This is a genomic window from Actinotalea subterranea (genome assembly GCF_008364845.1).
Classification (GTDB): domain Bacteria; phylum Actinomycetota; class Actinomycetes; order Actinomycetales; family Cellulomonadaceae; genus Actinotalea; species Actinotalea subterranea.
In genome coordinates this window covers 54163-77725 of the sequence record NZ_VTTP01000011.1, presented here as the reverse complement: position 1 = coordinate 77725, position 23563 = coordinate 54163, and the positions used below count along the sequence as shown (strand labels likewise).

The 23563-nt window shown below is 74.0% G+C and carries 19 protein-coding genes; 11 read left to right on the top strand and 8 right to left on the bottom strand.

Translation table 11 applies throughout. The features are described from left to right. Nucleotides 1–34: 34 nt before the first annotated feature. On the top strand, nucleotides 35–349 hold the full coding sequence (locus FZ988_RS15760) for a hypothetical protein (protein ID WP_149204990.1): 315 nt from the start codon (nucleotides 35–37) through the stop codon (nucleotides 347–349). A gap of 90 nt (nucleotides 350–439) precedes the next feature. Here the strand turns inward: FZ988_RS15760 and FZ988_RS15755 are convergent, their stop codons facing one another. Continuing rightward, nucleotides 440–1984, bottom strand: coding sequence for a threonine/serine exporter family protein (locus FZ988_RS15755; RefSeq protein ID WP_149204989.1), 1545 nt, complete (start codon nucleotides 1982–1984; stop codon nucleotides 440–442). Nucleotides 1985–2239: 255 nt separating this feature from the next. Between FZ988_RS15755 and FZ988_RS15750 the strand changes: the two genes are divergently transcribed. Beyond that, complete coding sequence (locus FZ988_RS15750; RefSeq protein ID WP_149204988.1) at nucleotides 2240–3988, top strand: M15 family metallopeptidase; 1749 nt, start codon at nucleotides 2240–2242, stop codon at nucleotides 3986–3988. Between the two features lie 219 nt (nucleotides 3989–4207). Beyond that, a complete protein-coding gene (locus FZ988_RS15745) occupies nucleotides 4208–4627 on the top strand; it encodes a ChaB family protein (protein WP_149204987.1) in 420 nt (139 codons plus the stop codon). An 88-nt stretch (nucleotides 4628–4715) separates the two neighbouring features. On the opposite strand, the gene FZ988_RS15740 is transcribed toward FZ988_RS15745, so the two are convergent. Both FZ988_RS15740 and FZ988_RS15735 read right to left on the bottom strand, forming a co-directional pair. Continuing rightward, entirely contained in the window at nucleotides 4716–6479 is a 1764-nt protein-coding gene (locus FZ988_RS15740; protein ID WP_149204986.1) for an ABC transporter permease, read from the bottom strand. Then, nucleotides 6476–7495: an ABC transporter ATP-binding protein gene (locus tag FZ988_RS15735; protein WP_223145163.1), complete on the bottom strand. Its 1020-nt coding sequence runs from the start codon at nucleotides 7493–7495 to the stop codon at nucleotides 6476–6478. The genes FZ988_RS15740 and FZ988_RS15735 overlap by 4 nt, the downstream gene beginning before the upstream one ends. Nucleotides 7496–7874: 379 nt before the next feature. Between FZ988_RS15735 and FZ988_RS15730 the strand changes: the two genes are divergently transcribed. Both FZ988_RS15730 and FZ988_RS15725 read left to right on the top strand, forming a co-directional pair. Further along, nucleotides 7875–9521 carry a M15 family metallopeptidase gene (locus FZ988_RS15730; RefSeq protein ID WP_149204985.1) on the top strand — a complete coding sequence of 549 codons (1647 nt, stop codon included), beginning with the start codon at nucleotides 7875–7877 and terminating at the stop codon, nucleotides 9519–9521. Between the two features lie 39 nt (nucleotides 9522–9560). Further along, nucleotides 9561–10331, top strand: coding sequence for a TetR/AcrR family transcriptional regulator (locus FZ988_RS15725; protein WP_149204984.1), 771 nt, complete (start codon nucleotides 9561–9563; stop codon nucleotides 10329–10331). On the opposite strand, the gene FZ988_RS15720 is transcribed toward FZ988_RS15725, so the two are convergent. From FZ988_RS15720 to FZ988_RS15700, 5 genes are read right to left on the bottom strand one after another with little or no spacing between them, the layout of a single operon-like run. After that, entirely contained in the window at nucleotides 10312–10596 is a 285-nt protein-coding gene (locus FZ988_RS15720) for a ferredoxin family protein (protein ID WP_223145162.1), read from the bottom strand. The two genes, FZ988_RS15725 and FZ988_RS15720, sit on opposite strands and share 20 nt — an antisense overlap. After that, nucleotides 10593–11927 carry an FAD-dependent oxidoreductase gene (locus tag FZ988_RS19050; RefSeq protein WP_149204982.1) on the bottom strand — a complete coding sequence of 445 codons (1335 nt, stop codon included), beginning with the start codon at nucleotides 11925–11927 and terminating at the stop codon, nucleotides 10593–10595. Before FZ988_RS19050 ends, FZ988_RS15720 begins: the two co-directional genes overlap by 4 nt. Beyond that, entirely contained in the window at nucleotides 11924–12862 is a 939-nt protein-coding gene (locus FZ988_RS15710) for an electron transfer flavoprotein subunit alpha/FixB family protein (protein WP_149204981.1), read from the bottom strand. Before FZ988_RS15710 ends, FZ988_RS19050 begins: the two co-directional genes overlap by 4 nt. A gap of 31 nt (nucleotides 12863–12893) precedes the next feature. Continuing rightward, complete coding sequence (locus FZ988_RS15705; RefSeq protein ID WP_149204980.1) at nucleotides 12894–13667, bottom strand: electron transfer flavoprotein subunit beta/FixA family protein; 774 nt, start codon at nucleotides 13665–13667, stop codon at nucleotides 12894–12896. A gap of 49 nt (nucleotides 13668–13716) precedes the next feature. Then, a complete protein-coding gene (locus tag FZ988_RS15700) occupies nucleotides 13717–14859 on the bottom strand; it encodes an acyl-CoA dehydrogenase family protein (protein WP_149204979.1) in 1143 nt (380 codons plus the stop codon). A gap of 290 nt (nucleotides 14860–15149) precedes the next feature. Here FZ988_RS15700 and FZ988_RS15695 point away from each other — a divergent pair, with 290 nt between their 5' ends. The 6 genes from FZ988_RS15695 to FZ988_RS15670 all read left to right on the top strand — a co-directional run bounded on the left by FZ988_RS15695 (nucleotide 15150) and on the right by FZ988_RS15670 (nucleotide 23531). Beyond that, a complete protein-coding gene (locus FZ988_RS15695; protein ID WP_149204978.1) occupies nucleotides 15150–16748 on the top strand; it encodes an acyl CoA:acetate/3-ketoacid CoA transferase in 1599 nt (532 codons plus the stop codon). Nucleotides 16749–16750: 2 nt separating this feature from the next. Next, a complete protein-coding gene (locus FZ988_RS15690) occupies nucleotides 16751–18013 on the top strand; it encodes an L-lactate MFS transporter (protein WP_149204977.1) in 1263 nt (420 codons plus the stop codon). A gap of 170 nt (nucleotides 18014–18183) precedes the next feature. Beyond that, on the top strand, nucleotides 18184–19719 hold the full coding sequence (locus FZ988_RS15685; protein WP_149204976.1) for an AMP-binding protein: 1536 nt from the start codon (nucleotides 18184–18186) through the stop codon (nucleotides 19717–19719). A gap of 33 nt (nucleotides 19720–19752) precedes the next feature. Beyond that, entirely contained in the window at nucleotides 19753–20994 is a 1242-nt protein-coding gene (locus FZ988_RS15680; protein WP_149204975.1) for an MFS transporter, read from the top strand. Between the two features lie 157 nt (nucleotides 20995–21151). Further along, nucleotides 21152–21919 carry an enoyl-ACP reductase FabI gene (gene fabI / locus FZ988_RS15675; protein WP_149204974.1) on the top strand — a complete coding sequence of 256 codons (768 nt, stop codon included), beginning with the start codon at nucleotides 21152–21154 and terminating at the stop codon, nucleotides 21917–21919. Nucleotides 21920–22064: 145 nt separating this feature from the next. Beyond that, a complete protein-coding gene (locus FZ988_RS15670) occupies nucleotides 22065–23531 on the top strand; it encodes a nitronate monooxygenase (RefSeq protein WP_149204973.1) in 1467 nt (488 codons plus the stop codon). Nucleotides 23532–23563: the final 32 nt, after the last annotated feature.

The following is a 23563-nucleotide window of genomic DNA, read 5'->3' as shown; positions in this document are numbered from 1 at the left end:
CGACAGGAGGCCCGGACCGGAGCATCGTGCATCTATGGGAGAGGTGATCGCACTACCCCTGGCGGGCTCGGCCGCACTGCCCGACGTCCGCGGTCAGCACCGCGCCCTCCAGGTGACGTGGCACGCCCAGGACCGTGTCTTCGTGGTCAGCACCTGGCGGTTCGGCAGGTGCGTGGCCAGCGTCCGGCTCGACCCTGTGGCGGCCGGCGAGCTCGTCGGGACCATCGCTGACGGGCTGGCCCGTGCCGCGAGCCCCGGCATTCCGCTGCCCGGCCCCGCGGACCCGCCCATCCCCGAGTCGCCGGAGGCCGCGCCGAGCGCCCCGCACACCAGGGCGCTCGGCGACTGACGCTCGACGCCGCCACCGCGCGTGCGGGGCCGTCCTCGCGGAGCCGGAGCCGACCGGGCCGGCGCGCCCGTGCCTACGCGGCGGCCGTGGCTACGGCGTGGACGCGTCCGCGGCCGGCAGCGCGTCGACGTCGGGTGCCTCAAGGGTCGCGGACGAGGCCGAGAGCGTCTGTCCATCCCCTGCAGCGACGTCCTGGGGCCGGGCGCTCGCCCCGGTGCCGGCCGGCGCGAGCGCCCGGTCCCGACGCGCCTCGCGTCCCCGGCGCCACGCGGCCGCGACGAACTCGCCGAGCGTGACGCCGGCTGCCAGACCCAGCCCGACCGTCGCCGCGGCGACGAGACCCGTCGCGCCGGGCCCCATGCCCCCGTTCGACGCGGGCTCACTGACAAGCTGGAACAACGCGCGGTAGATCGCCAGACCCGGGAGCAGCGGGACGATTCCGCACACGGAGATCACGAGTGGCGGAACCCGCAGGTGAGGGCCCACCGACTCGGCGAGGAAGCCGATCACCAGCGCGGCGACGGCGCTCGCGACCGCCGCGCCCAGACCCCACCCGGTCGCGACGGTGAAGATCACCCACGCGACACCACCGGCCGCGGCCGATGCAGCCGCGGCCCGCAGCCGCGCATAGCTCGCCAACCCCCAGGCCGCGGCCACGAGAGCCGCGGCCAGCGCCTGCACGACGAGCGGGGAGCTGTTCGTCGGCACGGCGATGACCTCGAGGGGCACACCGGCCCGACGCGCCATGTCCAGCACGCCGCCGATGCCCGCGACGATCCCCAGCGTCAGCACGACCACCTCGAAGGCACGCCCGCTCGCGGTGACTGGGAAGCCGCTGATCGCGTCCTCGGCGGATCCCACGAGGGAGAGACCGGCGAGGAGCACCACGATGCCTGACGCCACCACGAGGGACGGCGGCAGGTGGACGAGCTCGAACGGCAGGTGCGGCGCGGCCACGAGGATGCCCACGGCGACGGCCGTGGCGATCGCCGCGCCCGCGGCCTGACGGAAGAACGGCGGCAGGCCCCACCGCGCGAGCCGCCACACGGCCCGGTCGATGCCCACCGTCGTCAGGCCCGCCACCGCCGCGACCGCGAACCCGCCCCCGAGGAGGATCGCGACCGCCGCCGCCATGACCGCGAGCAGCACGGTCACGAGCCACCGCGGGTACGGGTGCGGCGCAGACACCACCTCGTCGAGCCGCGCGTCGGCCGCGTCCAGCGTCGCCAGCGCGTCCACCGGCCGCACCGGCCGAGCAGCGACCTCCTTCGCGACCCTGAGCACGCCGCTGAGCCGCCCGTAGTCGTCCACACGACCCGTGACGACGCGCATGAGCGTGACCGGCGCGACGGACCGACCGCGGTCGTAGGACAGCGTGATGGCGGTGAACGTGACATCCACCTGGCAGCCGAGGAGCCCGAACGCGCGGGTGATGGCGAGGATCGCGGCAGCGACGTCGGCGGCGGCCGCGCCCAGGGAGAGCATCGCCTCGCCCACGCGGAGCGCGAGCTCCATGGCGCCCCGCACGACTGTCTCGTCGAGCCCGGCGTCCTGCGAGCGGCGACCCACCTCGAGCGTGGGCGGTCCCGACAGGACGCGACGCACGAGGCGCCGGACGTCCCTGGGATGGCGCATGGACGAGATCCTACGGACCCGATCGCCGCCCCAGGCGTCGCGGCAGGCCGGCGCGGCGGCGCGCCCCGTCCCGCGCGCGGGGCCGCTCCCGCGGGCGCGCACACACCGCTGCCCCGGCTCCGCGGCGGCGATGAACAACCCGGGGCGCGGTTCCGGTCCGACACGCCAGGAACCACCCGGTCGGACCCTTCAGGTCCGGGCCCCACGAGCCGACAGGACAGGAGCACGCACGACGACGGAGGGGACACCAGGCGCATGGAGCCGGAGCACGGTGGGACGACGCGCCGTGCCCTGCGCGAGGCTGAGCGTCGGCGCGAGGCCGAGAGCGCGCGTCCCCCGCTCCGCAGCGGCGGGCAGCACAGCGCGCGAACCCTGACCAGCCCCGCACCCGCACCCACGTCCCTCGTGCCCACCGCGCCCGCGTCCCTCGTGCCCGCGACACCCGCGCCCACGTCCCTCGTGCCCACCGCACCAGCGCCCGCCGCGCCCGTGCACGGACGGCGACGCGCTCCGAAGGCCGAGGCCACCGCTCCACTGGCGCGTCTGGCCGAGACGCTCAGGCCGCGCGCACCGCGGGCGCGCCCGGCAGTCGCAGGATCCGGCGGCGCCCGGCGGGCGCACGCGGCGTCGGCAGCTCGCGAGGCCAGGCTCGGCGGGGTGCCACGGGCGGGTCGACCGAGCGGCCCGACGACGGCGGGCGCCGCAGCCGTGCCGACCTGGCTCCGTGGACCGCTCGGGACGCTCGTGGTGCGCCCTGGCGCCGTCGCGCTCCTCTCCACGGCCTTCCTCGCCGGCGGGATCACCCAGGTCTGCCTCGACCAGGCCGCGCGCGACGCCCACAGGTCAGCCGTGCTCGTCGCCCAGGACCTGGAGCTCGCGCACCAGGCCCGTGTCGACGTCGCCGCCGCCAACCGCATGACCCTCCAGGCGACGGCGTTCGCGACGGTGCGCCGCACCGAGGCGCTCGAGCTCGCCCACGCGGCCGTCGCGGCCGCCGACGCCGCCGTCGGGACGGCGACGCCGGTGCTGACCGCCGAGACCATCTCGCCGCTCACCTCGGCTCGGGCCGAGCTCGCGGACCTCATCGCTGCGACAGGGCACGCGCTCGCGACGACTGTCACCACGGCCGGGCTCGAGGCGATGACGGATGCGCCCGAGGGCAGCCCGACGTCGGACACACCCGCGACCGAGCGAGTCTCGCCGACGTCGAGCACGACCGCGCCTGTCACGACGACCGACGCCGGACACCCCGCCGCCTCCGCCCCCGAGCCCGCGGTCGCGCCCGAGGACGCCACGAACGCCATCGGCATCGACGTCCCGGCCGACCCGATGTCCCTGCGGTCCGCGACGGCGTCCAGGTCGGCGGCCCGTGCCCCGCTCTCCGAGGCCGTGCTGCCCGACGCCTCCGTCGACCTGGTGGCGACGGCGCAGATGGTCGCGGCCGCCGAGCAGGTGCTCGTCATGTCGCAGGAGGTGGGCACGACGGCTGCGGTCGCCCGCGCCGAGGCCGAGGCCGCCGCCCGTGCCGCTGCCGAGGCCGAGGCGGCGGCACGCGCCGCGGCCGAGCGTGCCTCCCGCGTCGAGGAGGCCGCTGCCGCCGAGAACGGCGCGATCCCCGTCGACGTGCTGTGCGGCGTGGCGTTCGAGGCCGACGTGCTCCTGCGGTGCGACGCGGCAGCGGCGCTCGAGGAGCTCAACGTCGCTTTCGCGGAGCGCTTCGACCGTGACCTCGACGTCACGAGCTCCTACCGCGACTACGCGGCCCAGGTCGCGACCAAGCGGGCCCGAGGGGGCCTCGCGAGCGCGCCCGGGACGTCGAACCACGGCCTCGGGCTCGCCGTCGACCTCGACGGGTTCGGGTCCCTCGGGCAGTTCGACCTGCCGACGTACCGGTGGATGCGCGAGAACGCAGGTCGCTTCGGCTGGCACCACCCGAGCTACATGCAGCCCGGCGGTGCGGGGCCCGCCGAGCCGTGGCACTGGGAGTACGGCACCGAGGACTGACCAGCGCGCCGGGCCGCCCGGCGTCCGGCGTCTGGTCGCACCCACCGCACCGGCGGGCACAGCCGGTGGCCGTCGTGGGCGGGAACGGGTCGTGGGCGCGACCGGTGGCGGGCACGACCGCGGCGACCGATGGTGGAGGAGCGGCGCCCACCCGAGGCCGCCGCACGCCGCGGTCGCAGTCACGGCCGCGGCTCACCGCAGCGACCAGGGAGGCGTGAGATGCCGAAGACGACACGAGGCGGGCAGCCCAAGCAGTCCGAGCTCCCGGACACCCTCAAGCGCTCCGACGCCAAGGCGCAACGGACGTTCGCCAAGGCCCACGACGCGGCGGCGGACGAGTACGACGACGCCGAGCGCGCGCACCGGGTGGCTTACGCGGCGCTCAAGCACTCGTACGAGAAGATCGGTGACCACTGGGAGCCCAAGGACTCGCCGGGCCCCTCCGACGAGCACTCACGTGAGGGTCGCGGCAGCCGTCGGCCGACCGCCGGCGGGGTGGACGCCCGAGCGTCCAAGGCGCACCTCTACGAGGTCGCTCGGCGGCTCGAGGTCCGCGGGCGGTCGACGATGACCAAGGAGCAGCTCGTGGACGCCATCCAGCGGGCGAACGACCGCAGGACGCGGGACGCGCGCACCTGAGGGTGGGCTCTAGGGCTCCGGGGCGTGGGGACGCGGAGGCGGCCCGCGCCGCCCCGGCCGACGTCTCGCCGATCACCCGGCCGACGTCTCAGCGATCGCCCGCCGCGGTCCAGCGGAACCGGCGCACGGCGACCAGACCGGCGACGACGAGCCAGAGGGCAAGCACCGCCAGGTGCTCCCACGCGAGGGTCGCCCCCGCCGGGTCCCAGGCGGCGACGAGCGCGTTCTGCAGGTGCTTGAGCGGGAAGAGACCGCCGACGGTCCCCATCCACGCCGGTCCCCCGACGAAGAAGATGTCGGACAGGAACGCGAGCGGGAGCAGGATCACGAGGGCCACCGGCCCGACGGCGCGCGCCTCGGGGACGAGCGACGCAAGGGCGAAGCCGCACGCGGCGAGGCTCAGGGTCCCGACCAGCAGGACCGCCACGCCGACGGCGACCCCGGGCGCCGTGAGCTCCACGCCGTGCAGGGTCACGGCGGCGGCGAGGACGAGGACCGCGATCACCAGGGAGAGCCAGAGGGTGACGCCCGTGCGGCCGGCCATGTACTGCCAGGGGCGCAGCGGGGTCCCCCTCAACCGCTTCAGCGCGCCCTTGTCCCGCGCGGCCGCGACGGCCTCGGGCACGTTCATGAACGCGCTCACGGCGACGCCCCACGTGATCATTCCAGCGGCGACCAGCACGGCGAGGGGTACGCCGTCGACCACGCCGTCGGGCTGGCTGCCCACCATGAACACGTACACGCCGACGGGCATCGCGATGCCGAAGAACACCGCTCCGGCGTCGCGCCAGATCGACCGGTTCGCTGCACGCGCCTGCGCCGCGACGAGTGACAGGGCGGACGGGCGCCCGGTCTCGCCCGCGACGAGACCCGCCGCTGCCTGGGACCCCGCCGGCTCGGGTGCGTCGCGCGAGGGCTCCCGAGCGTCGGGCCGCCCATGGGTCCCGGACGTCGCCGGGGCTTCGACGGCCCCCGCCGGTCGCGCCGAACCGCCCGCGCGACCGGCGAACGGTAGCCACCGGAAGCGCAGCACCGCGACGAGGGCGGCGGCCGCGCCCCACGCAGCGACGACGGCCAGGCGTCGGGGCTCCCAGCCGGCACCGGTGGCGTAGGGGTCGAGCTGTGACTGCAGCGCCTGGGCGAACGGCTTCAGCGGGAGGACGTCGCCGGTCGTCTCCATCCACGCCGGCGACGTACCGCCGAACGTGAACATCTCCGACAGGAAGGACAGGACGACCGCGCTGCCGATCGAGGCGGCCTGGGCCACGGCCGTCGTCGGAGCCAGCGCCGCGACGGCCGTCCCGATCGACGCGAACGCGACGATGCCGAGCGTGATCGTCGCGACGAACGCCGGGAGCGTGCGCGCGAAGAGCTGCACGTCGTACGCCACGACGCCGAGGACGAGCATCGCGGCGACGGCCGCGAGGGCGAAGACCGCTGCGCCGCCGACCCGGCCGGCCAGGTAGACCCACGGGGGCATCGGTGTGCCACGGACGCGCTTGAGCACGCCGCTCTCGCGCGCGTCGACCAACGAGATCGCGACGGTCGGGAACGCGGCGTAGATGACACCCATCGCCACGGCCGTGGGCGTCACGAACTGCATCACCCGGACGCCTGTCGTCTCGTCGACCGCCTCGTTGCCCGCGACGACGCCGATCACGACGAGCCAGATCATCGGGATGGCGAACGTGAAGATGGCGACCACGCGTTGGCGCCACAGGTCGGTGGCGGCGTGCCGCACCTGCGCGGCGAGCATCGTTGCGACGCCGGGCCCGCCACCCCGCGGACCTGAGTCGCGCACCGTGCGGTCCCCGACAGCGGCTGCGCGGGACGCCGCACCGGGCACGGTCATCGCCGCCGGCCCTCGTCGCGGGTCCCCCGGGACGCGCCGCGCCGGTGCGCACCGGCGGGCCCGTGCGCCTTGGTGGCCGCGCCGGCGTCGGCATCGGCGTGGGCGTCGGGCGCATCATCGTGGTCGCCGACGAGCCCGAGGTACACGTCCTCGAGCGACGGCCTGCGCACCGTCAGCGCCGGGACGTCCACGCCTCGCTCGAGCGCCCAGCCGGTGAGGGCGTGCAGCGCGGCGGTCGGCTCCGCTGTCTCGAGGCGCCACTCGAGCCCCTCGCGCACGGCTGTCCCGACCAGCGGTGGCAGCTCGGCGCCGTCGATGCCGTCGGGCAGCCGGAAGGTGACGACCGCCGCGCGGTGGCCCGCTCCCAGCTCGGCGGGCGTGCCGACCGCGACGAGCCGTCCGCGCACGACCACCCCGACCCGGTCCGCGAGGTGCTCGGCCTCGTCCAGGTAGTGGGTCGTGAGCAGCACCGTCGTGCCGAGCGAGCGGAGGTCCTCGACGAGGTCCCACGCGCGCCGACGGGCTGACGGGTCGAAGCCCGTCGTCGGCTCGTCGAGGAAGAGGAGGTCGGGGTCGCCGACGAGCCCGAGCGCGAGGTCGAGGCGGCGCCTCTGCCCGCCCGAGAGCGTCTTGACGCGCGCGTCCGCCTTGTCCGTCAGGCCGACACGGTCGATCACCGCGGAGGCGTCCAGCCGTCTCGGGTACAGCCCGCGGTAGAGGGTCACGATCTCGCGGACCGTGAACTCGTCGTCGAAGCCGGCCTCCTGGAGCACGATGCCGACGCGTTCACGCAGCTGCGGGCCCGCGCGCCAAGGGTCCTGGCCGAGCACCTCGACGCGCCCCGCGGTGCGGGCGCGGTGCCCCTCGAGGATCTCGACCGTCGTGGTCTTGCCCGCGCCGTTCGGGCCGAGGAGCGCGAAGACCTCGCCCTCCTGGATGGTGAAGCTGAGGTCGTCGACCGCGGTCAGCGCCCCGTAGGTCTTGCGCAGCCCCTCGACGATCACGGCAGCCCCCACGGGGCACCTCCCGGTTCACAGCTCGACGTCCTCGTCCGACAGCCCGCACCTCCCACGGTAGGGCGGCACGGCGCGGGCCGTCGGGGTATTGCCGACCCAGGATCGCCCGCCGGGGCGGGTGGCCCGGTGCTCTCGGCTCGCCCGGGCCCACGGGTGACGGACGTGACCCAGGTCACGCGCCAGCGGACGGTGAACCGCTCCTGAAGGAGGTCATTGGCGCGCTCCTGACGCGAATCGTGTGGGGATCGTGTGAACTCGCCCTCCTCGACTCGTCGATACGGGCCGGGGCATGTGCCAATGGACGCCGACGCGCGCCCCTCCCCCTGGGCCGGACGTCCCCCGAACCGCCGACGCACACGATGAGCGAGGACCACACGTCTTGACGCAGGAGCTCCCCCACGCCGCTGCCCGGCACACGCCGAGCGGTGACGCCGAGGCCCTCGAGGCCGCAGCTCCGGTGCCAGCCCTCCCGACGCGACGGTCGCTGCGCCTCGCTGAGGAGGCCCGACGCCGGGCCCTCGAGGCCGCCGACGAGACTCCAGGTGCGGCGCCGGCGCCCGGTCTCCCGATGCCCGGCCTCCCGACGTCGGCCCTCCCGACCTCCACCACGGCAGCGTCCGGTGTCGCGGCGCCGCGCTACCCGACGCGCCGCGAGCTCCGGCTCGCCGAGGCTGCCCTGCGCGCCCTGGCCGACGAGCCACCTGCCCCGTCCGAGGCCGCCGCAGCCGCGTGCCCCGCGCCCTTCGCCCTGCTCGACCCCACGCTGCCGGCGCAGCCCCTCGAACGACGCCGCGGCCGACGCGCCGGACGCGCGGCCACGACCGTGGCGCTGTCGGCCGGGCTCCTCGTCACCGGCTTCGGGCTCGGTCCCACCGGCGCGTCGGACGGCACCGGCGCAGCGAGCGCCACGGCTGACGGGGTCCCTCGTGCGGACCGCGCCGCGTCCGCGCGGCTCACCGGCCAGGCGGCCGCCTGGGCCCACGCCGAGCACGGCCGGGCGGTCGACGAGGCTCTCACGGCCATGGCACAAGCGGGCTCGGTCGCGACGACGGCGACACCCGTGCTCGACGCCGCGACCCTCGCGCCGCTGCAGGACGCCGTGGACCGTCTCGAGGACGTCGCGGGCGTCAGCGCCTCGGCAGACCTCACGGCCGATCCCGTCGCCGGCACCCCCTCGGCGGATGCCTCCGCAGGGACGACCCTGCGGGACGTCGCGTCCACGCGTACCGGACGGGGCACCGGAGTCGTGCGGGAGGCCCTCCCGGACCAGGCATTCCCCGCACCGGCCGCGGAGCCGGTCGAGGGTGCCGGCGCCGCTGAAGGCACGGCCGGAGGCAGCGACGCGCCGGGCGGCGAGGCGACGAGCTCGTCGACGGCGGTGCCCTCAGCGGCACCGTCGACCGGGCAGCGCGCGCCCCTGGCCGCGACGGCGCAGGACGCGGACGCCCTCCTCGCGCAGGCAGCCGAGGTGAGCACCCTGTCCGCTGAGCTGCGGACGGTCGCGGCGCAGGTCAAGGCCGAGGCCGACGCGCGGCTCGCGGAGGAGGCCGCGCGCGCTGCGGCGGAGGCGGCCGCCGCGGAGGTGGCCCGGAAGGTCGCCGTCGCGCAGGAGTCGCCGAACGGTGAGATCCCGCTCGACGTCCTGTGCGCGCCGGCGTTCGCGGCCGACGCGTTGCTGCGGTGCGACGCCGCCGAGGCCCTCGAGCGGCTCAACGAGGCGTACCGGGCCGAGTTCGGCACCGACCTCGACGTCGTGAGCTCCTACCGCTCGTACTCGGCCCAGGTGGCCACGCGTCGGTCGCGGGGGTGGCTCGCGGCGTCGCCCGGCACGTCGAACCACGGGTTCGCGGTCGCGGTCGACCTCGGCGACTTCGGTCGGCTGGGCTCCTTCACGAACCCGAGCTACCGCTGGATGAAGGCGAACGCCGGAGACTTCGGCTGGTCGCACCCTGCGCTGATGGAGCCGGGTGGTGGCGGCCCGCAGGAGCCCTGGCACTGGGAGTTCGGCACCGCGGACCAGGACTGACGCGCCGGACGACCCCCGCGCAGCGACTACCGTGGTCCCGTGACCAGGAGCCCTGCACCTCTCGACGAGGAGGCGGACGGCGACGCGCCCCGCGGGCGGGGGCGCCCCCGGGACCCGATGCTCGAGGAGCGCGCCCTGCGGGCCACGACCGAGGTGTTCGGCGAGAAGGGCTGGGCGGGTCTGACGATCGACGAGGTCGCCGCGCGCGCGCACGTCGGCAAGTCGTCCATCTACCTGCGGTGGAAGGACAAGGAGACGCTGCTCGCGGCCGCGCTGCGGCACACGCAGCAGGCGGTGGCCCGTGCGGGCACGGTCACCGACGGCGGTGCGTCCCCGGCGGACGGCGCCGCACCGGCCTCCGCACCCGCCGCGCCGGACCACGCGCCCGCCGTCGAGCCGACCCCGGCCGATGCCGGCCCGATCACCCTGCGCGACTACCTCGTGGCCCACGCGACGAGCCGGGCCGAGCTCTACCTCGCGACGACGGGCCTCGCGATGCTCCGTCTGTACGTCGAGGCGCGTGCGCACCCCGAGGTCTTCACGGACATCCGCCGGGAGGCGATCACCGACTTCGTGATCGAGGAGCGGCGGCGCGTCGAGGAGGCTGTCGCCCAGGGCGAGCTGCCGCCCGGCACGTCACCCGTCCAGATCCTCGACGCCATCGAGGGCTCGGTGCTCATGCACATCCTCGTGACGCCGCCCCACCTGCTCGACCGGGTCCGCACCAACCTGCCCGAGTACATCGACCAGATGGTCGACGCCCAGCTCCGGGCCGCCGGTGCGGTACCCCTCAGCCTTCCCGGAAGCTGACGCCGAACCCGCCGCGCGGGTAGCGCCACTTCAGGGCACCGGGCGCCGCGACCGCGAGGCACGTGCCGCACTCGAGGCACGCCGCGTAGTCGACGAGGATCTCGCCGTCCTGCTCGCTGTACACGCCGGCCGGGCACACGGCGATGATCGCCTTGCCCGTGCCCGTCGTGCGGCACAGCTCCTGGTCGACCTCGATGTGCGACTCGTCCTCGTCGATCTCGAACCTGTTCGCCGCCAGCCGCTCGGGAACCGTCGTGGTCTTCACAGCGCCTTCACCCCCGCCCATCCGTCACTGACCAGCTGTCGTGCCCGCACCGGCGAGCGCCGGAACGCCTCCCACGCGACCTTCGTGAGGTGCTTGCGCGGGGTCCCGTCCAGCGTGAACACGCCCTCGAAGATGCTCGCCGCGAGCTCCCCGTACGCGCCGTACATGCCGGTGCGCTCGAGGAACGCCGGTGCCTTCGCGTAGGTGCGCATGTCCTGCATGACGAAGCTCGCGTCGAGGCGCCGGCGGTAGCCCGCGAGCCCCGCAGCCGACACGTCGCCCGCGGCGACCGCCTCGGCCACGGCGTCGGACGCCGCGATCGCCGAGCCGATGGCCAGGTCCATGCCCCGCACGGTGAGGCCCGAGTTGATGGTGAGCCCGGCCGCCTCGCCGACGACGACGAGCCCGCCCGTGGCGACCTCGCCGACCATGGCCAGACCACCCTCGGCGACGAGGTGCGAGCCGTACTCGACGATCTCCCCGTCGCGCAGGTAGTGCGCGAGCCCGGGGTGCTGCGAGTAGTGCTCGAAGACCTCGATCGCGGTCCGTCCCGAGCGCACCAGGTCGTCGAGCCGCAGCACGACGCCCAGGGAGAGGGACTCGGTGTTGGTGTAGAGGAACCCGCCGCCACCGATGCCCAGCGTGCAGTCGCCGACGATCGCGTGGGCGGCCCCCTCGTCACCGGTCACGCCGAAGCGGTCCTCGATGACACCGCGCGGCAGCTTCACGACGGCCTTGACGCCGACGGCCATGTGGTTGGTGGGCTCCTTGCGCCGCAGGCCGATGGACCGGGCGAGGAACGAGTTCACGCCGTCCGCGGCCACCACGACGCGTGCGCGGAGCTGGTCGTCGCCCGCCTGCACGCCCACGACCCGGGTGGCGCCGTCGGGCCCCGTCTCGGTCAGCAGGCTGTCCACCCGGACACCCGGCATGAGGAAGACGCCTGCCTCCTCCGCCTTGCCCGCGAGCCAGGGGTCGAACCGCGCCCGCAGGACCGTCACCGCGTTGACCGGCTCGGCCAGCGCACGGCCGGCGTAGTCGATGCCGACGGACGAGTCGGGGGTGAGGAACGTCGTCACGTGGCGCGTGATGCGGCGCTCCACGGGCGCCTCGTCCGCGAAGCCCGGGAACACCTCGTCGAGGACGCGGCCGTAGAGCACGCCGCCGGAGAGGTTCTTCGAGCCCGGTGCTTCACCACGTTCGATGAGGACGACCGAGAGCCCCGCCTGCGCGAGGCGGTAGGCCGCGACGGAGCCGGCCGGGCCGGAGCCGACCACGACGACGTCGAAGTCGACCTCCGGCTCGCCCGCGTCCTGCGTCGACGCGGTCACGATCCGGCCCGCAGCGCGGCTGCCAGCGCCGGGACGACCTCGTAGAGGTCACCGACGATGCCGTAGTCGCACTGCGCGAAGACGGGCGCGGCCTTGTCGGAGTTGATCGCGACGACGACCTTCGCGTCCCGGACGCCCACCATGTGCTGGAGCTGGCCCGAGATTCCGACCGCCACGTACAGCTCCGGGGCGATGTGCTGGCCCGAGATGCCGATGTAGCGCTCCTTGGCTACCCAGTCGACGCCCTCGGCCAGCGGGCGCGAGCACGCGAGCTCGGCGCCGGCCGCGGCGGCGAGGTCCGTGATGAGGTCGAGGTCGGCCTGGGCCTTGAGCCCACGGCCGACGGCCACGACCGCGCGCGCCGCGCCGAGGTCGACGCCGGTCTGCTCCTTGACGCGCACGTCCGTGACGCGGGCCGCCCCGAGCGGCTGCGCCGGCACCTCGCGCACGGCCGCAGCGGTCCCCTCGTCGGTGACGCCGCCGGCGGCGACGGCGAGGACGCTCGGGCCTCCGACGACCTGCACGCGGCGCTCCGCGATCCCGCCGAGCACAGAGCGCTCGACGACGACCGCGTCGCCCTCGAGCGTCGCGCCGCGCAGGCCCGCGAGCACCGGCACCTGGAACCGGGCGGCGACCGCACCGAGGAGCGCCCGGCCCGCCGGCGTCGTGGCACCCACGACCGCGAGGGGTGCGGCCCCGGCCTCGGCGAGGACACGTGCGACCTCACCCGCGTAGGCCTCGACCGGTGCGCCGTCCCCCGGCTCACCGAGCCACAGGACCTCGTCCACGCCCGCTCGTGCGACCGAGTCGGCGACCGACTTGCGGCCGACGACGACTGCCGACACCGCACCGCCGAGCCCTCGGGCGGTCGTGACCAGGCCGCTCACGGCCGGGTCGTCCGCCACGACGATCCACGTCTGGGTCGAAACGTTCATGATGCTTCTCTCTTCTTCCGGACGTCGTGGACTACAGGGCCCGCGCGGTGCGCAGCGCGGCGACGAGCTCCGCCGCAGCCGACGACGCGTCGGCGCCGTCGATGATCACGCCGCGTCGGTTGCCGGTCTCCGGTCGCGACCCGGAGAGCGTCGTGGCCGCAACCACGTCGGGCACCTCGAGGGCGTCGAGCGGGACGACCTCGACGGGCTTCTTGGCCGCCCCGAGGATGTCCTTCATGCCGGGCACCCGCGGGACCACGGCATCGGTGGTGACGGCCAGCACGGCCGGACCCGTCAGGGCGAGGGTCGTGATGCCGCCGGGCAGGTCGCGCTCGACGACCACGCCGTCGGCGGACGGCGTCACGCCCGAGACGGCTGCCATGCCGAGCCAGCCGAGCTGGCCGGCCAGCGTCATGGGCACCTGTCCCTCGGCGACGTCCACCGAGGAGTCGCCCGCGAGGACGAGGTCGACGTCACCGATCGAGCGCACGGCGGCGGCGAGCACCGCCGCGAGGCGGGTGCCGTCCGCGTCGGCGAGCCTGTCGTCGGCGACGACGACGAGCCGGTCGAGGCCGCGGGACAGGGCCGCCTTGCGGGCGAGCGGGCTGTCGACCGACGCGGCGCCGACGGTCAGGCCGACGACCTCCCCGCCGGTCGCGTCGGCGAGCTGGCGGGCCGCCTCGAACGCGACCGGGTCGTACTCGCTGACCGCGCCCTTGGCACGGCTCCAGTCCACGGACCCGTCCGGGGCCACCTCGGCGTCCTGCGGGTTGGGCGCCCACTTGTAGGCGACGACGATCTTCATCGAGCTGCTCCTTCGCTGGGGGTGTGCTGGGTCGGCGCGGTGCGCGGCCTCAGCTGTGGTCCTTGACGATCTGCCGCCCGGCGATGTGCACCATGATCTCGTCGGTGCCGCCACCGAAGCGGTGGCCGCGCAGGTCACGCCACAGGCGCGAGACGCGGGTGCCGACGGTCACGCCGACGCCGCCGAAGATCTGCATGGCCTCGTCCGCGACCTCGAAGGCCGCCATCGCCGAGTAGCGCTTGCACAGCGCGCCCTGGCTCTTGAGCGGGAGCTCCTGGTCGACCATCCACGCCGTCTTGTAGACGAAGTTGCGGATGTTCTCGAGCTTGATCGCCATGTCGGTCAGCTTGAGCTGGATGAGCTGGAACGAGCCGATCGGCTTGCCGAACTGGACGCGCTGCGCGGCGTACGTCGCGGCGTCGTCGAACGCGCACTGGGCGAGGCCGAGGCAGTTCGCGGCGATCACGAGGCGCTCGAGCTCGAAGTTGCGCATGAGCTGCTTGAACCCGTTGCCCTTGACGCCGACGAGCGAGCTCTCGGGCAGCGTCACGTCGTCGAGGAAGATCTCGCACGAGTCGGAGATGTGCCACACGATCTTGTCGAGGCGGTTGGTCGTGACGCCCGGCGCGTCCATCGGCACGAGGTACATCGAGATCGACTTGCGCGGGTCCTCGACCTGGGGGTCCTTGGCCATGAGGAGCAGGTAGCGCGACTGGAGCGCGTTGGTGATGAGGGTCTTGGTCCCGTTGAAGGTGACCATGCCGTCGTGGTGGACGGCCGTCGTCGCCATCGCCGAGTTGTCCGAGCCCGCGCCGGGCTCCGTGAAGCCGAGCGCGAAGGGCACGTCGCCGTTCGCGAGGAGGCCGAGGATCTCGGTCTTCTGCTCCTCGGACCCGAACTCGAGGATGTCCATGGCCTGGAGGAGCTCGAGGCCGTAGCCGTTGTTGAGGCCCTGGCGCGCCACACGCTCGGCGAGCATCACGAGGGTGAGGGCGTCGCTGGGCGTGCCGCCGTACTCCTCGGGGAAGCCGAGCGAGCCGAAGCCGGCGTCGTTCATCGCGCGGCGGAAGGTCGTGGGCGGCTGGTGGTTGAGGTCCAGCTCCGCGATGTAGGACTCCGGGCACTCCCGCTCGAGCAGCTCGTCGAGGCTCTCGAGCAGCAGCTGCTGCTCGTCCGTCAGACCGAAGTCCATGGTCGTGCACCTTTCGATGGGGAGGGGCCGCTCCCGTCGTCGGGAGGCCCTGCGGCGCGTCGTCGCGGCGCCTGATCCATGGTCGGGGGACGCACTCGTGCCAGGCGCAGGACGATGGTCCTGAATACAGACGGGATTCGTCCGCAAACTTGTGAAGCGATGCACAAGACGGACCGAGGACCGCGTGACGAGGCCTGGCAAGGACGCAGGCCGGATGCGGTCCGGGGCTCCGGTAGCCGTACCGAACCTGCCGAGCCCGGGCTCGGAACTCCGACGAAGGAGCAGTGAGCGTGGCACACGTCATCACGGCCGCCCAGGCCGCCGAACTCATCAACGACGGGGACACCGTCGCGCTCAGCGGCTTCGGCCTCGCGTGCGTCAACGAGGAGACCCTCGCCGCTGTCGAGCGCCGCTTCCTCGACGGCGCCGGTCCGCACGACCTCACCGTCATGCACGCCAGCGCCGTCGGCAACCGCCGCGACAAGGGCATGAGCCACTGGGGCCACGAGGGACTCATCAAGCGGTGGATCGGCGGGATCGCGATCGCCTCACCCGCCCTCGCCAAGCTCATCGAGGCGGACAAGTGCGAGGCCTACAACCTCCCCCAGGGCGTCATCACGCAGATGTACCGGGAGATCGCGGCGAAGCGCCCCGGCGTCATCACGAAGGTCGGCCTCGGCACGTTCGTCGACCCGCGGGTCGAGGGCGCGCGCATGTCGCCCTCGAGCATCGACGACATCGTCCACGTCATCGAGCTCGCCGGCCAGGAGTGGCTCTTCTACCCCTCGTTCCCCATCCAGGTGGCCCTCATCCGCGGCACCGTCGCGGACGAGAACGGCAACCTGACCCTCACCCACGAGGGTCTCAAGATGGAGGTCCTGCCCATCGCGCAGGCCGCGCACAACAGCGGCGGCATCGTCATCGCGCAGGTCGAGTCCGTCGCGGCCGCGGGCTCGCTGGACCCCAACGACGTCAAGGTGCCCGGCATCCTCGTCGACTACCTCGTCGTCTCCGAGCCCGAGAACCACTTCCAGACCGAGAACACCCACTACAACCCGTCGTTCTCCGGGCAGCTCCGCGTCCCGCTCTCGGGAGTCACGCCGATCGGCCTCAGCGAACGCAAGGTCATCGCGCGGCGCTGCGCGATGGAGCTCTCCCCGCACACGGTCCTCAACCTCGGCGTGGGCATCCCCGCCGACGTCGGCACCGTCGTCGCCGAGGAGGGCCTCAGCGACCAGATCATGCTGACCACCGAGGCGGGCGCCATCGGCGGGGTCCCGGCGGGCCTGAAGGACTTCGGGCACGCCTACAACCCCGAGGCCCTGATGGACATGCACGCCCAGTTCGACTTCTACGACGGCGGCGGGCTCGACGTCGCCGTGCTCGGCCTCGCGCAGACCGACGCGGACGGGAACGTCAACGTCTCGAAGTTCGGCAGCCGCGTCGCCGGGTGCGGCGGGTTCATCAACATCTGCCAGTCCGCGAAGAAGCTCATCTTCGCGGGGACGTTCACCGCGGGCGGCCTCGAGGTCGAGATCGCCGACGAGACCGTGCGGATCACGTCCGAGGGCAAGGCGCGCAAGTTCCTCGAGCGCGTGCAGCAGATCACCTTCAGCGGGCCGTTCTCCGCGGAGCGCGACCAGACCGTCCTGTACGTGACCGAGCGCGCGGTGTTCGAGCTCCGTGACGGCCGCATGACGCTGGTCGAGATCGCCCCGGGCATCGACCTCCAGCGTGACGTCCTCGACCAGATGGACTTCACGCCCGCCATCTCCCCCGACCTCGCGCAGATGCCCGCGGGCATCTTCCGTGAGACCTGGGGCGAGCTCGCCTCCCTGATCACCTCCGCGCGGCCGGCAACGACGCCCGCGCCCGTAGGAAAGGCCTGACCATGTCCACGACTCCCGCACCCACGCTGAACAGGTGGGCCGTGCTCTGGGGATCCGTCGCGATCCTCATGTGCACCGGGGCGATCTACTCGTTCTCGGTCTTCGCCGGCCCGCTCAGCGGCCTGCGCGGCTGGACGATGCCCGAGGTGATGATGGCGTTCACCATCAACGCGGCGATCGGCCCCATCCCGATGATCCTCGGCGGCTGGATCGTCGACCGCGGCGGCGCCCGGATCTCGATCCTCGTCGGTGGCCTGATGTTCGCGGCCGGCTTCATGCTGACCGGCATCGCCACGACCACGACGATGCTCTACCTGTCCTACGGCCTGCTCGCCGGGCTCGGCCAGGGGCTCGCGTACTCGGGCTGCCTGAACAACACGCTCAAGCTCTTCCCCGACAAGCGCGGCATGGCCGCAGGCCTGATCACCGGCGGCATGGGTGCCGCGTCCGTGATCGCAGCCCCGGTCGCCCAGGCGATCATCAAGAGCGCGAGCGTCTCGACCGCGTTCCTCGCGATGGGTGCCGTCTACGCCGTCGTCGTCGTCGTCGCGTCGCTGTTCCTGCGCGTCGCCCCGGTCGGGTTCGTGCCCGCCGGGTGGACGCCGCCGCAGGGCGCAGGTGCGATGGTCAACGTCCCCTGGAGCGGGATGGTCAAGACCCCCGCGTTCTACTTCATCTTCGTGATGATGGGCGTGGGCGCGTTCTCCGGCCTCATGATCGCCTCGCAGGCCTCCGGCATCGCCCAGAGCGCGATGTTCGGCCTGTCCGCAGCGACCGCCGCCGTGTTCGTGTCGATCTACTCGGCCTGCAACGCGCTCGGTCGCATCGTCTGGGGTGCGGTCTCCGACCGCCTCGGCTACACCAACGCCCTGATGATGATCTACGGCGTCGTCGGCCTGTCGATGCTCGTGCTCGTCACGATGTCCTCGACCGTCGGGTTCGCGGTGGGCATCATCGGCCTGGGCCTGTGCTTCGGCGGTGTCATGGGTATCTTCCCGGCCCTGACGATGAAGAACTTCGGTCCCAGGTTCCAGGGCATCAACTACGGCATCGTCTTCACCGCGTACTCCGTGGCCGCGTTCTTCGCACCGCGGATCGCCGCGAGCATGGGCAAGGAGGGCGACTACACGCAGCCGTTCGTCATCGCGATCGTGCTCGCAGGTGTCGGCCTCGTCCTGACGCTCGTCTTCACCCGGGTGCAGGCCGCCCGCGCAGCCGCCGTGGCTGCCGCGGCGCCCGCCCCCGCAACGGCGGGTCGCGCCTGACCGACCCGCCCCCGAGCACCGGGGTGCGCGGTGGGATCCCAGGCCCGCCGCGCATCCCGGTGAACCAGCTCCAGCACGTCCGCACGGTCCGCCACCGCCCACCTGTGCGTCACGCACGGGTGGGCGCACGGGTGTGACGCCCACGCACGAAGGTCCACGACGAGGAGACCATGAGCCCGGTCGACATCAGCCCGGCCACGGCGTTCGCCCATGTCGCGCGTCGTGCGCCGCACACGGTCTCGCTCACGGGCGACGCGGGGCCCATGACCGCCGCGGAGGTCCAGGCCTGCGTCGAGCACCTCGCCGTCGAGCTCGCAGCCGCCGGGGTGGGCGTCGGCGACCGCGTCGCGTACCTGGGCCGCAACAGCCCGGACCTCCTGATCACCCTCCTCGCCTCGGCGCACCTCGGCGCCGTCTTCGTGCCCCTGAACTTCCGGCTGGCCGTACCCGAGGCGCGCCAGGTGCTCCAGCACTGCGACGCCCGCGTCGCCGTCGTCGAGCCCGACCTCACCGAGCTGTGCGCATCCCTGCGCGACCACGTCCCCGTCGGGCGCTGGTTGGGCTGCCCCTCGTCCGCAGCCCACGCGGCAGCCCGGACGCCCGATCGCCCGGTGCCGCCGCGCGTCCCCCGGGAGTTCGACGACCTGGCCCTGCTCATGTACACGTCCGGGACGACGGGTCGTCCCAAGGGCGTGATGCTCACGCACGGGAACCTCTGGTGGAGCGCGACGGACGTCGACGAGGTCTTCGACACGCGCCCCGACGACGTGACGCTCGCCGTCGCGCCCCTGTTCCACATCGGTGGCCTCAACGCGTTCACCCTGCGCACGCTCGTGCGCGGCGGGACTGTCGTCGTGCGTCGCACGTTCGACGCCGCGCAGACCCTCGAGGACCTGCTCGGCGGCGTCACGTGCGTGTTCGGCGTCCCGGCGATGTTCGCCGCGGTCGGCCGGTGCGCGGGCTTCGCGACGGCCGACCTGTCCGGAGTCCGCGCGGCGATCGTCGCGGGCGCACCGGTCCCGCCCGCACTGATCCACCTCTACGCCGAGCGCGGGATGCTGCTGCAGCAGTCGTGGGGCATGACGGAGACCGCACCCGCCGCGACGTGGCTACCGGCGCACCGGACGCTGGACAAGGCGGGGTCCGTCGGCCTGCCGCTGCCGCACACCCGGATCCGCCTCGTGGAGCCCGGCACGGGCGCGGAGGTGCACGAGCCCGGCCGGCCCGCCGAGATCCTCGTGAGCGGGCCCAACGTGACGCCCGGGTACTGGGCCGACGAGGACTGCACGCGCGAGTCGTTCGACGTGCGGGACGGCGTGCGCTGGCTGCGCACGGGCGACCTGGCCGAGCTCGACGACGAGGGGCTCCTCACGATCGTCGGCCGCCGCAAGCACATGATCAACACCGGCGGCGAGAACGTGTACCCCGCCGAGGTCGAGCGCGCGCTCTGCGGCATGCCGGGCGTGACCGAGGTCGCCGTCGTCGGCGTCCCCCACCCGGAGTGGGGGGAGACGGTCGCCGCCGTGCTCGAACGGGCAGACGGCGCCGCCGTCGACATCGAGGACGTCCGCGCCTTCGCCGCGCGGTCCATCGCCCGTTACAAGCTGCCGACGGTCGTCGTCACGGTGGCCGAGCTGCCCCGCAACGGCACGGGCAAGGTCGACCGGGCGGCGATCCACGCGCTCGCCGTCGCAGCAGCCCCCTGACCCGGTGTCGGAGCGCCTCGATACGCTCCGACGATGAGCCCACTGGCGAGGCGCGTCCAGCGCACCTACCTCGTGCTGGTGCTGGGCAACACGCTGGCCGCGTCGTTCATCTGGGGCGTCAACACCCTGTTCCTGCTCGACGCCGGGCTGACCAACCTCGAGGCGTTCGCGGCGAACGCGTTCTTCACGGCCGGCATGGTGCTCTTCGAGGTCCCCACGGGTGTCGTCGCCGACACGTGGGGACGCCGCGCCTCGTACCTGCTGGGCACAGCCGTCCTCGCGGTCACGACCTACCTCTACTACCTCCTGTGGGCCTGGTCGTCGCCCTTCTGGGCGTGGGCGCTCGTCTCGGTCCTGCTCGGCCTCGGGTTCACGTTCTTCTCGGGCGCGGTCGAGGCGTGGCTCGTCGACGCGATGCGTGCCGCCGGGTGGACCGCGTCCCTCGAGCCCGTGTTCGGCCGCGCCCAGGTGGTCGGCGGCGCGGCCATGCTCATGGGATCGGTCGCCGGCGGCTTCCTCGCGCAGGTCGGCACGCTCGGGCTCCCCTACCTCGTCCGGGTCGGCACGCTCGTCGTGATGGCGGTCGTCGCCGCGGTGTTCATGCGCGACCACGGGTTCGTCCCGCAGGCGCGCACGACGCCGGGACGCACCGTCCGGTCCGTCCTGACGGCCTCGCTGCGCCACGGCCTCGGGAACCCGCCCGTGCGCTGGCTCATGCTCGCCGCGCCGTTCACGTCGGGTGTCGGGATCTACGCGTTCTACGCGATGCAGCCCCACCTGCTCGCGCTGTACGGCAGCGACCGGCTGTACGGCGTCGCGGGGCTCGCGGCCGCGGTCATCGCCGGCTCGCAGATGCTCGGCGGCCTCCTGGCCCCCCGGGTGCGTCGTCTCGTGGCGAGGCGGACCACCGCGCTCCTGGTCGCGGGCGTCGCAGGCAGCGCCGTCCTGGCGCTCCTCGGCGTCGTCACGACGTTCGCGGCCGCACTCCTCCTCCTCGTCGCGTGGGGGCTCCTCCAGGCGGCGGTGACCCCCATCCGTCAGGCGTACCTCAACGACCTGGTGCCGTCCGGCCAGCGCGCGACGGTCCTCTCGTTCGACTCCCTCATGGGCAGCAGCGGCGGCGTCGTGGTCCAGCCCGCACTGGGCCGGGCCGCCGACGTGTGGGGCTACGGCCCGTCGTACGTGATCGGCGCGGCGATCCAGCTCCTTGCGGTCCCGTTCATCGCGCTGAGCCGCCGCGAGGCGCCCGCGGCCGACCGCGACGTGACCCGCTGAGTTGTCGGGAGGCGACAAAGCCGACCGCTGATCGTGTGGCGAGGCCCCCGACCACTGGTTCCTCCTTGTCGGATAGCGTCGAACGTCACGCCCGCCAGCACGGCTGCGGGCCGCGACATGCACGCCCGACCAGCACCCCCGACGATCGGAACCCGCCATGCCCCTGCTCGCCGGCAAGAAGATCCTCGTCACCGGGGTCCTGACCGAGGGCTCGATCGCGTTCCACGTCGCCCGGATCGCACAGGAGCAGGGCGCCGAGGTCGTCCTGACGTCGTTCGGCCGCCAGCTCCGGCTCACGCAGGTCATCGCGCGCCGGCTGCCGCGCGAGGCGCCGGTGGTGGAGCTGGACGTGACGTCGCAGGAGGACCTGGCGGCGTTGGCGGGTCGGGTCGGTGGGCACGTGGACGCCTTGGACGGGGTGGTGCACTCGATCGGGTTCGCGCCGCAGTCGGTGCTGGGGGGCAACTTCCTGTCCGGTGAGTGGACGGACGTGGCCACGGCGCTGGAGGTCTCGGCGTACTCGCTCAAGGCGTTGGCGGTCGCGGCGCAGCCGTTGATGGGTCGCGGGTCCTCGGTGGTGGGTCTGACGTTCGACGCGCGGTACGCGTGGCCGGTCTACGACTGGATGGGTGTGGCCAAGGCCGCCCTGGAGGCGACCTCGCGCTACCTCGCCCGTGACCTGGGCCCCGAGGGCATCCGCGTCAACCTCGTCGCCGCCGGCCCGGTCCGGACGACCGCCGCGAAGGCCATCCCGGGGTTCGAGGCCATCGAGGGCGGTTGGGGCGCGCGCGCACCGCTGGGCTGGGACGTGGCAGACGCCGAGCCGACGGCGCGCGCGGTCGCCGCCCTGCTGTCCGACTGGTTCCCGGCGACGACGGGCGAGGTCGTGCACGTCGACGGCGGCGCCCACGCGATGGGGCTCTGACCCGACGGCCGGGGCGCCGCCGTCGGCGGCGCCCACCTCACGACCTGCACGAGGCCGGACGGCAACGGACGTAGGTCCCCCTGGTGGCCGAGCCCGCAACCTACGGTTACGTAACCTACGGCCCCGTAGGGGTCGGGAGGCCACCATGACCACGCACGTGACCGCACCGCACAGGCGCCCCTCGCGCGCGCTGACCCTGCCGCCGGTGATCCAGGGCGGGATGGGTGTCGCTGTGTCGTCCTGGACGCTCGCCGCAGCCGTTGCCCGCGAGGGCCAGCTCGGTGTCGTCTCCGGGACCGCACTCGACCTCGTCCTGACCCGACGCCTGCAGGACGGCGACCCGGACGGCTCGGTGCGCCGGGCCCTCGCGGCGTTCCCCGTGCCCGCCGTCGCCGAACGTGCCGTGGCCCGGTACTTCACGCCCGGCGGCCGCGCGGCAGGGAGCCCGTACGCGCCCGTGCCCCGGCTCGGGCTGCGCCAGAACGCCCTCGTCCAGGAGCTCATGGTGCTGGGCAACTTCGTGGAGGTGTGGCTCGCGAAGGAGGGGCACGACGGCGTCGTCGGCATCAACTACCTCGAGAAGGTGCAGATGGCGACCCCGGCGTCGGCCTACGGCGCGCTGCTCGCCGGTGTCGACGCCGTGCTCATGGGCGCAGGCATCCCCCGGGACATCCCTGCGCTGCTCGACGGCCTTGCCGAGCACCGCACCGCGCGTCTGCCCGTCACGGTGCACGGCGCCGGCGGGGACGAGCACCACGTCGAGCTCGACCCCGCCCGGCTCCTCGGCGACGACCTGCCACCGCTGCGCCGGCCGGCCTTCCTCGCGATCGTCTCCGCGGAGGCCCTGGCAGCGCACCTCGTCCGCGACGAGCGGACCGTCCCGGACGGGTTCGTCGTCGAGGGTCCCGGCGCAGGTGGGCACAACGCCCCGCCCCGCGGGCGACCGACCCGTGACGACCTCGGCCAGCCCGTCTTCGGCCCCCGGGACGACGCCGACCTGGCGAAGGTCGCCGCGGTGGGCCTGCCCTTCTGGGTCGCGGGATCCGTCGGCACCCCGGAGGCGCTGCGGGCCGCCCGAGCGGCAGGCGCGCAGGGCGTCCAGGTCGGGACCGTCTTCGCTCTGAGCGCCGAGTCCGGCCTGCGCCCCGACCTGCGCCGTCGGCTGACCGACGGGCTCCGCGCCGGCACGCTCCAGGTCCGTACGGACGCCGACGCCTCCCCCACCGGGTTCCCCTTCAAGGTCGCACAGCTCACGGGCACCCTGTCCGACCTCGGGCTCCGCGCCGACCGTCCCCGCCTGTGCGACCTCGGCTACCTGCGCACCCCCTATCTGCGCGACGGCGGTGCCGTCGGCTACCGCTGCCCGGCCGAGCCCGTCCACACCTTCGTGCGCAAGGGCGGCAGCGTCGAGCAGACCGAGGGCCGGGCGTGCCTGTGCAACGCCCTGAGCGCCGACGTGGGCATGGGGCAGGTGCGCCCCGACGGCTACGAGGAGGAGGCGCTCGTGACGCTCGGCGCCGACCTCGACGGCGCACGTCGCCTCGCGGCCGCGCACCCCGGCGGGTGGACCGCCGCGCAGGCGATCGAGTGGCTCCTCGTCCCGATGGCATAGTGGCGGCACCCTGTCCCGTACGAGCAACGGAG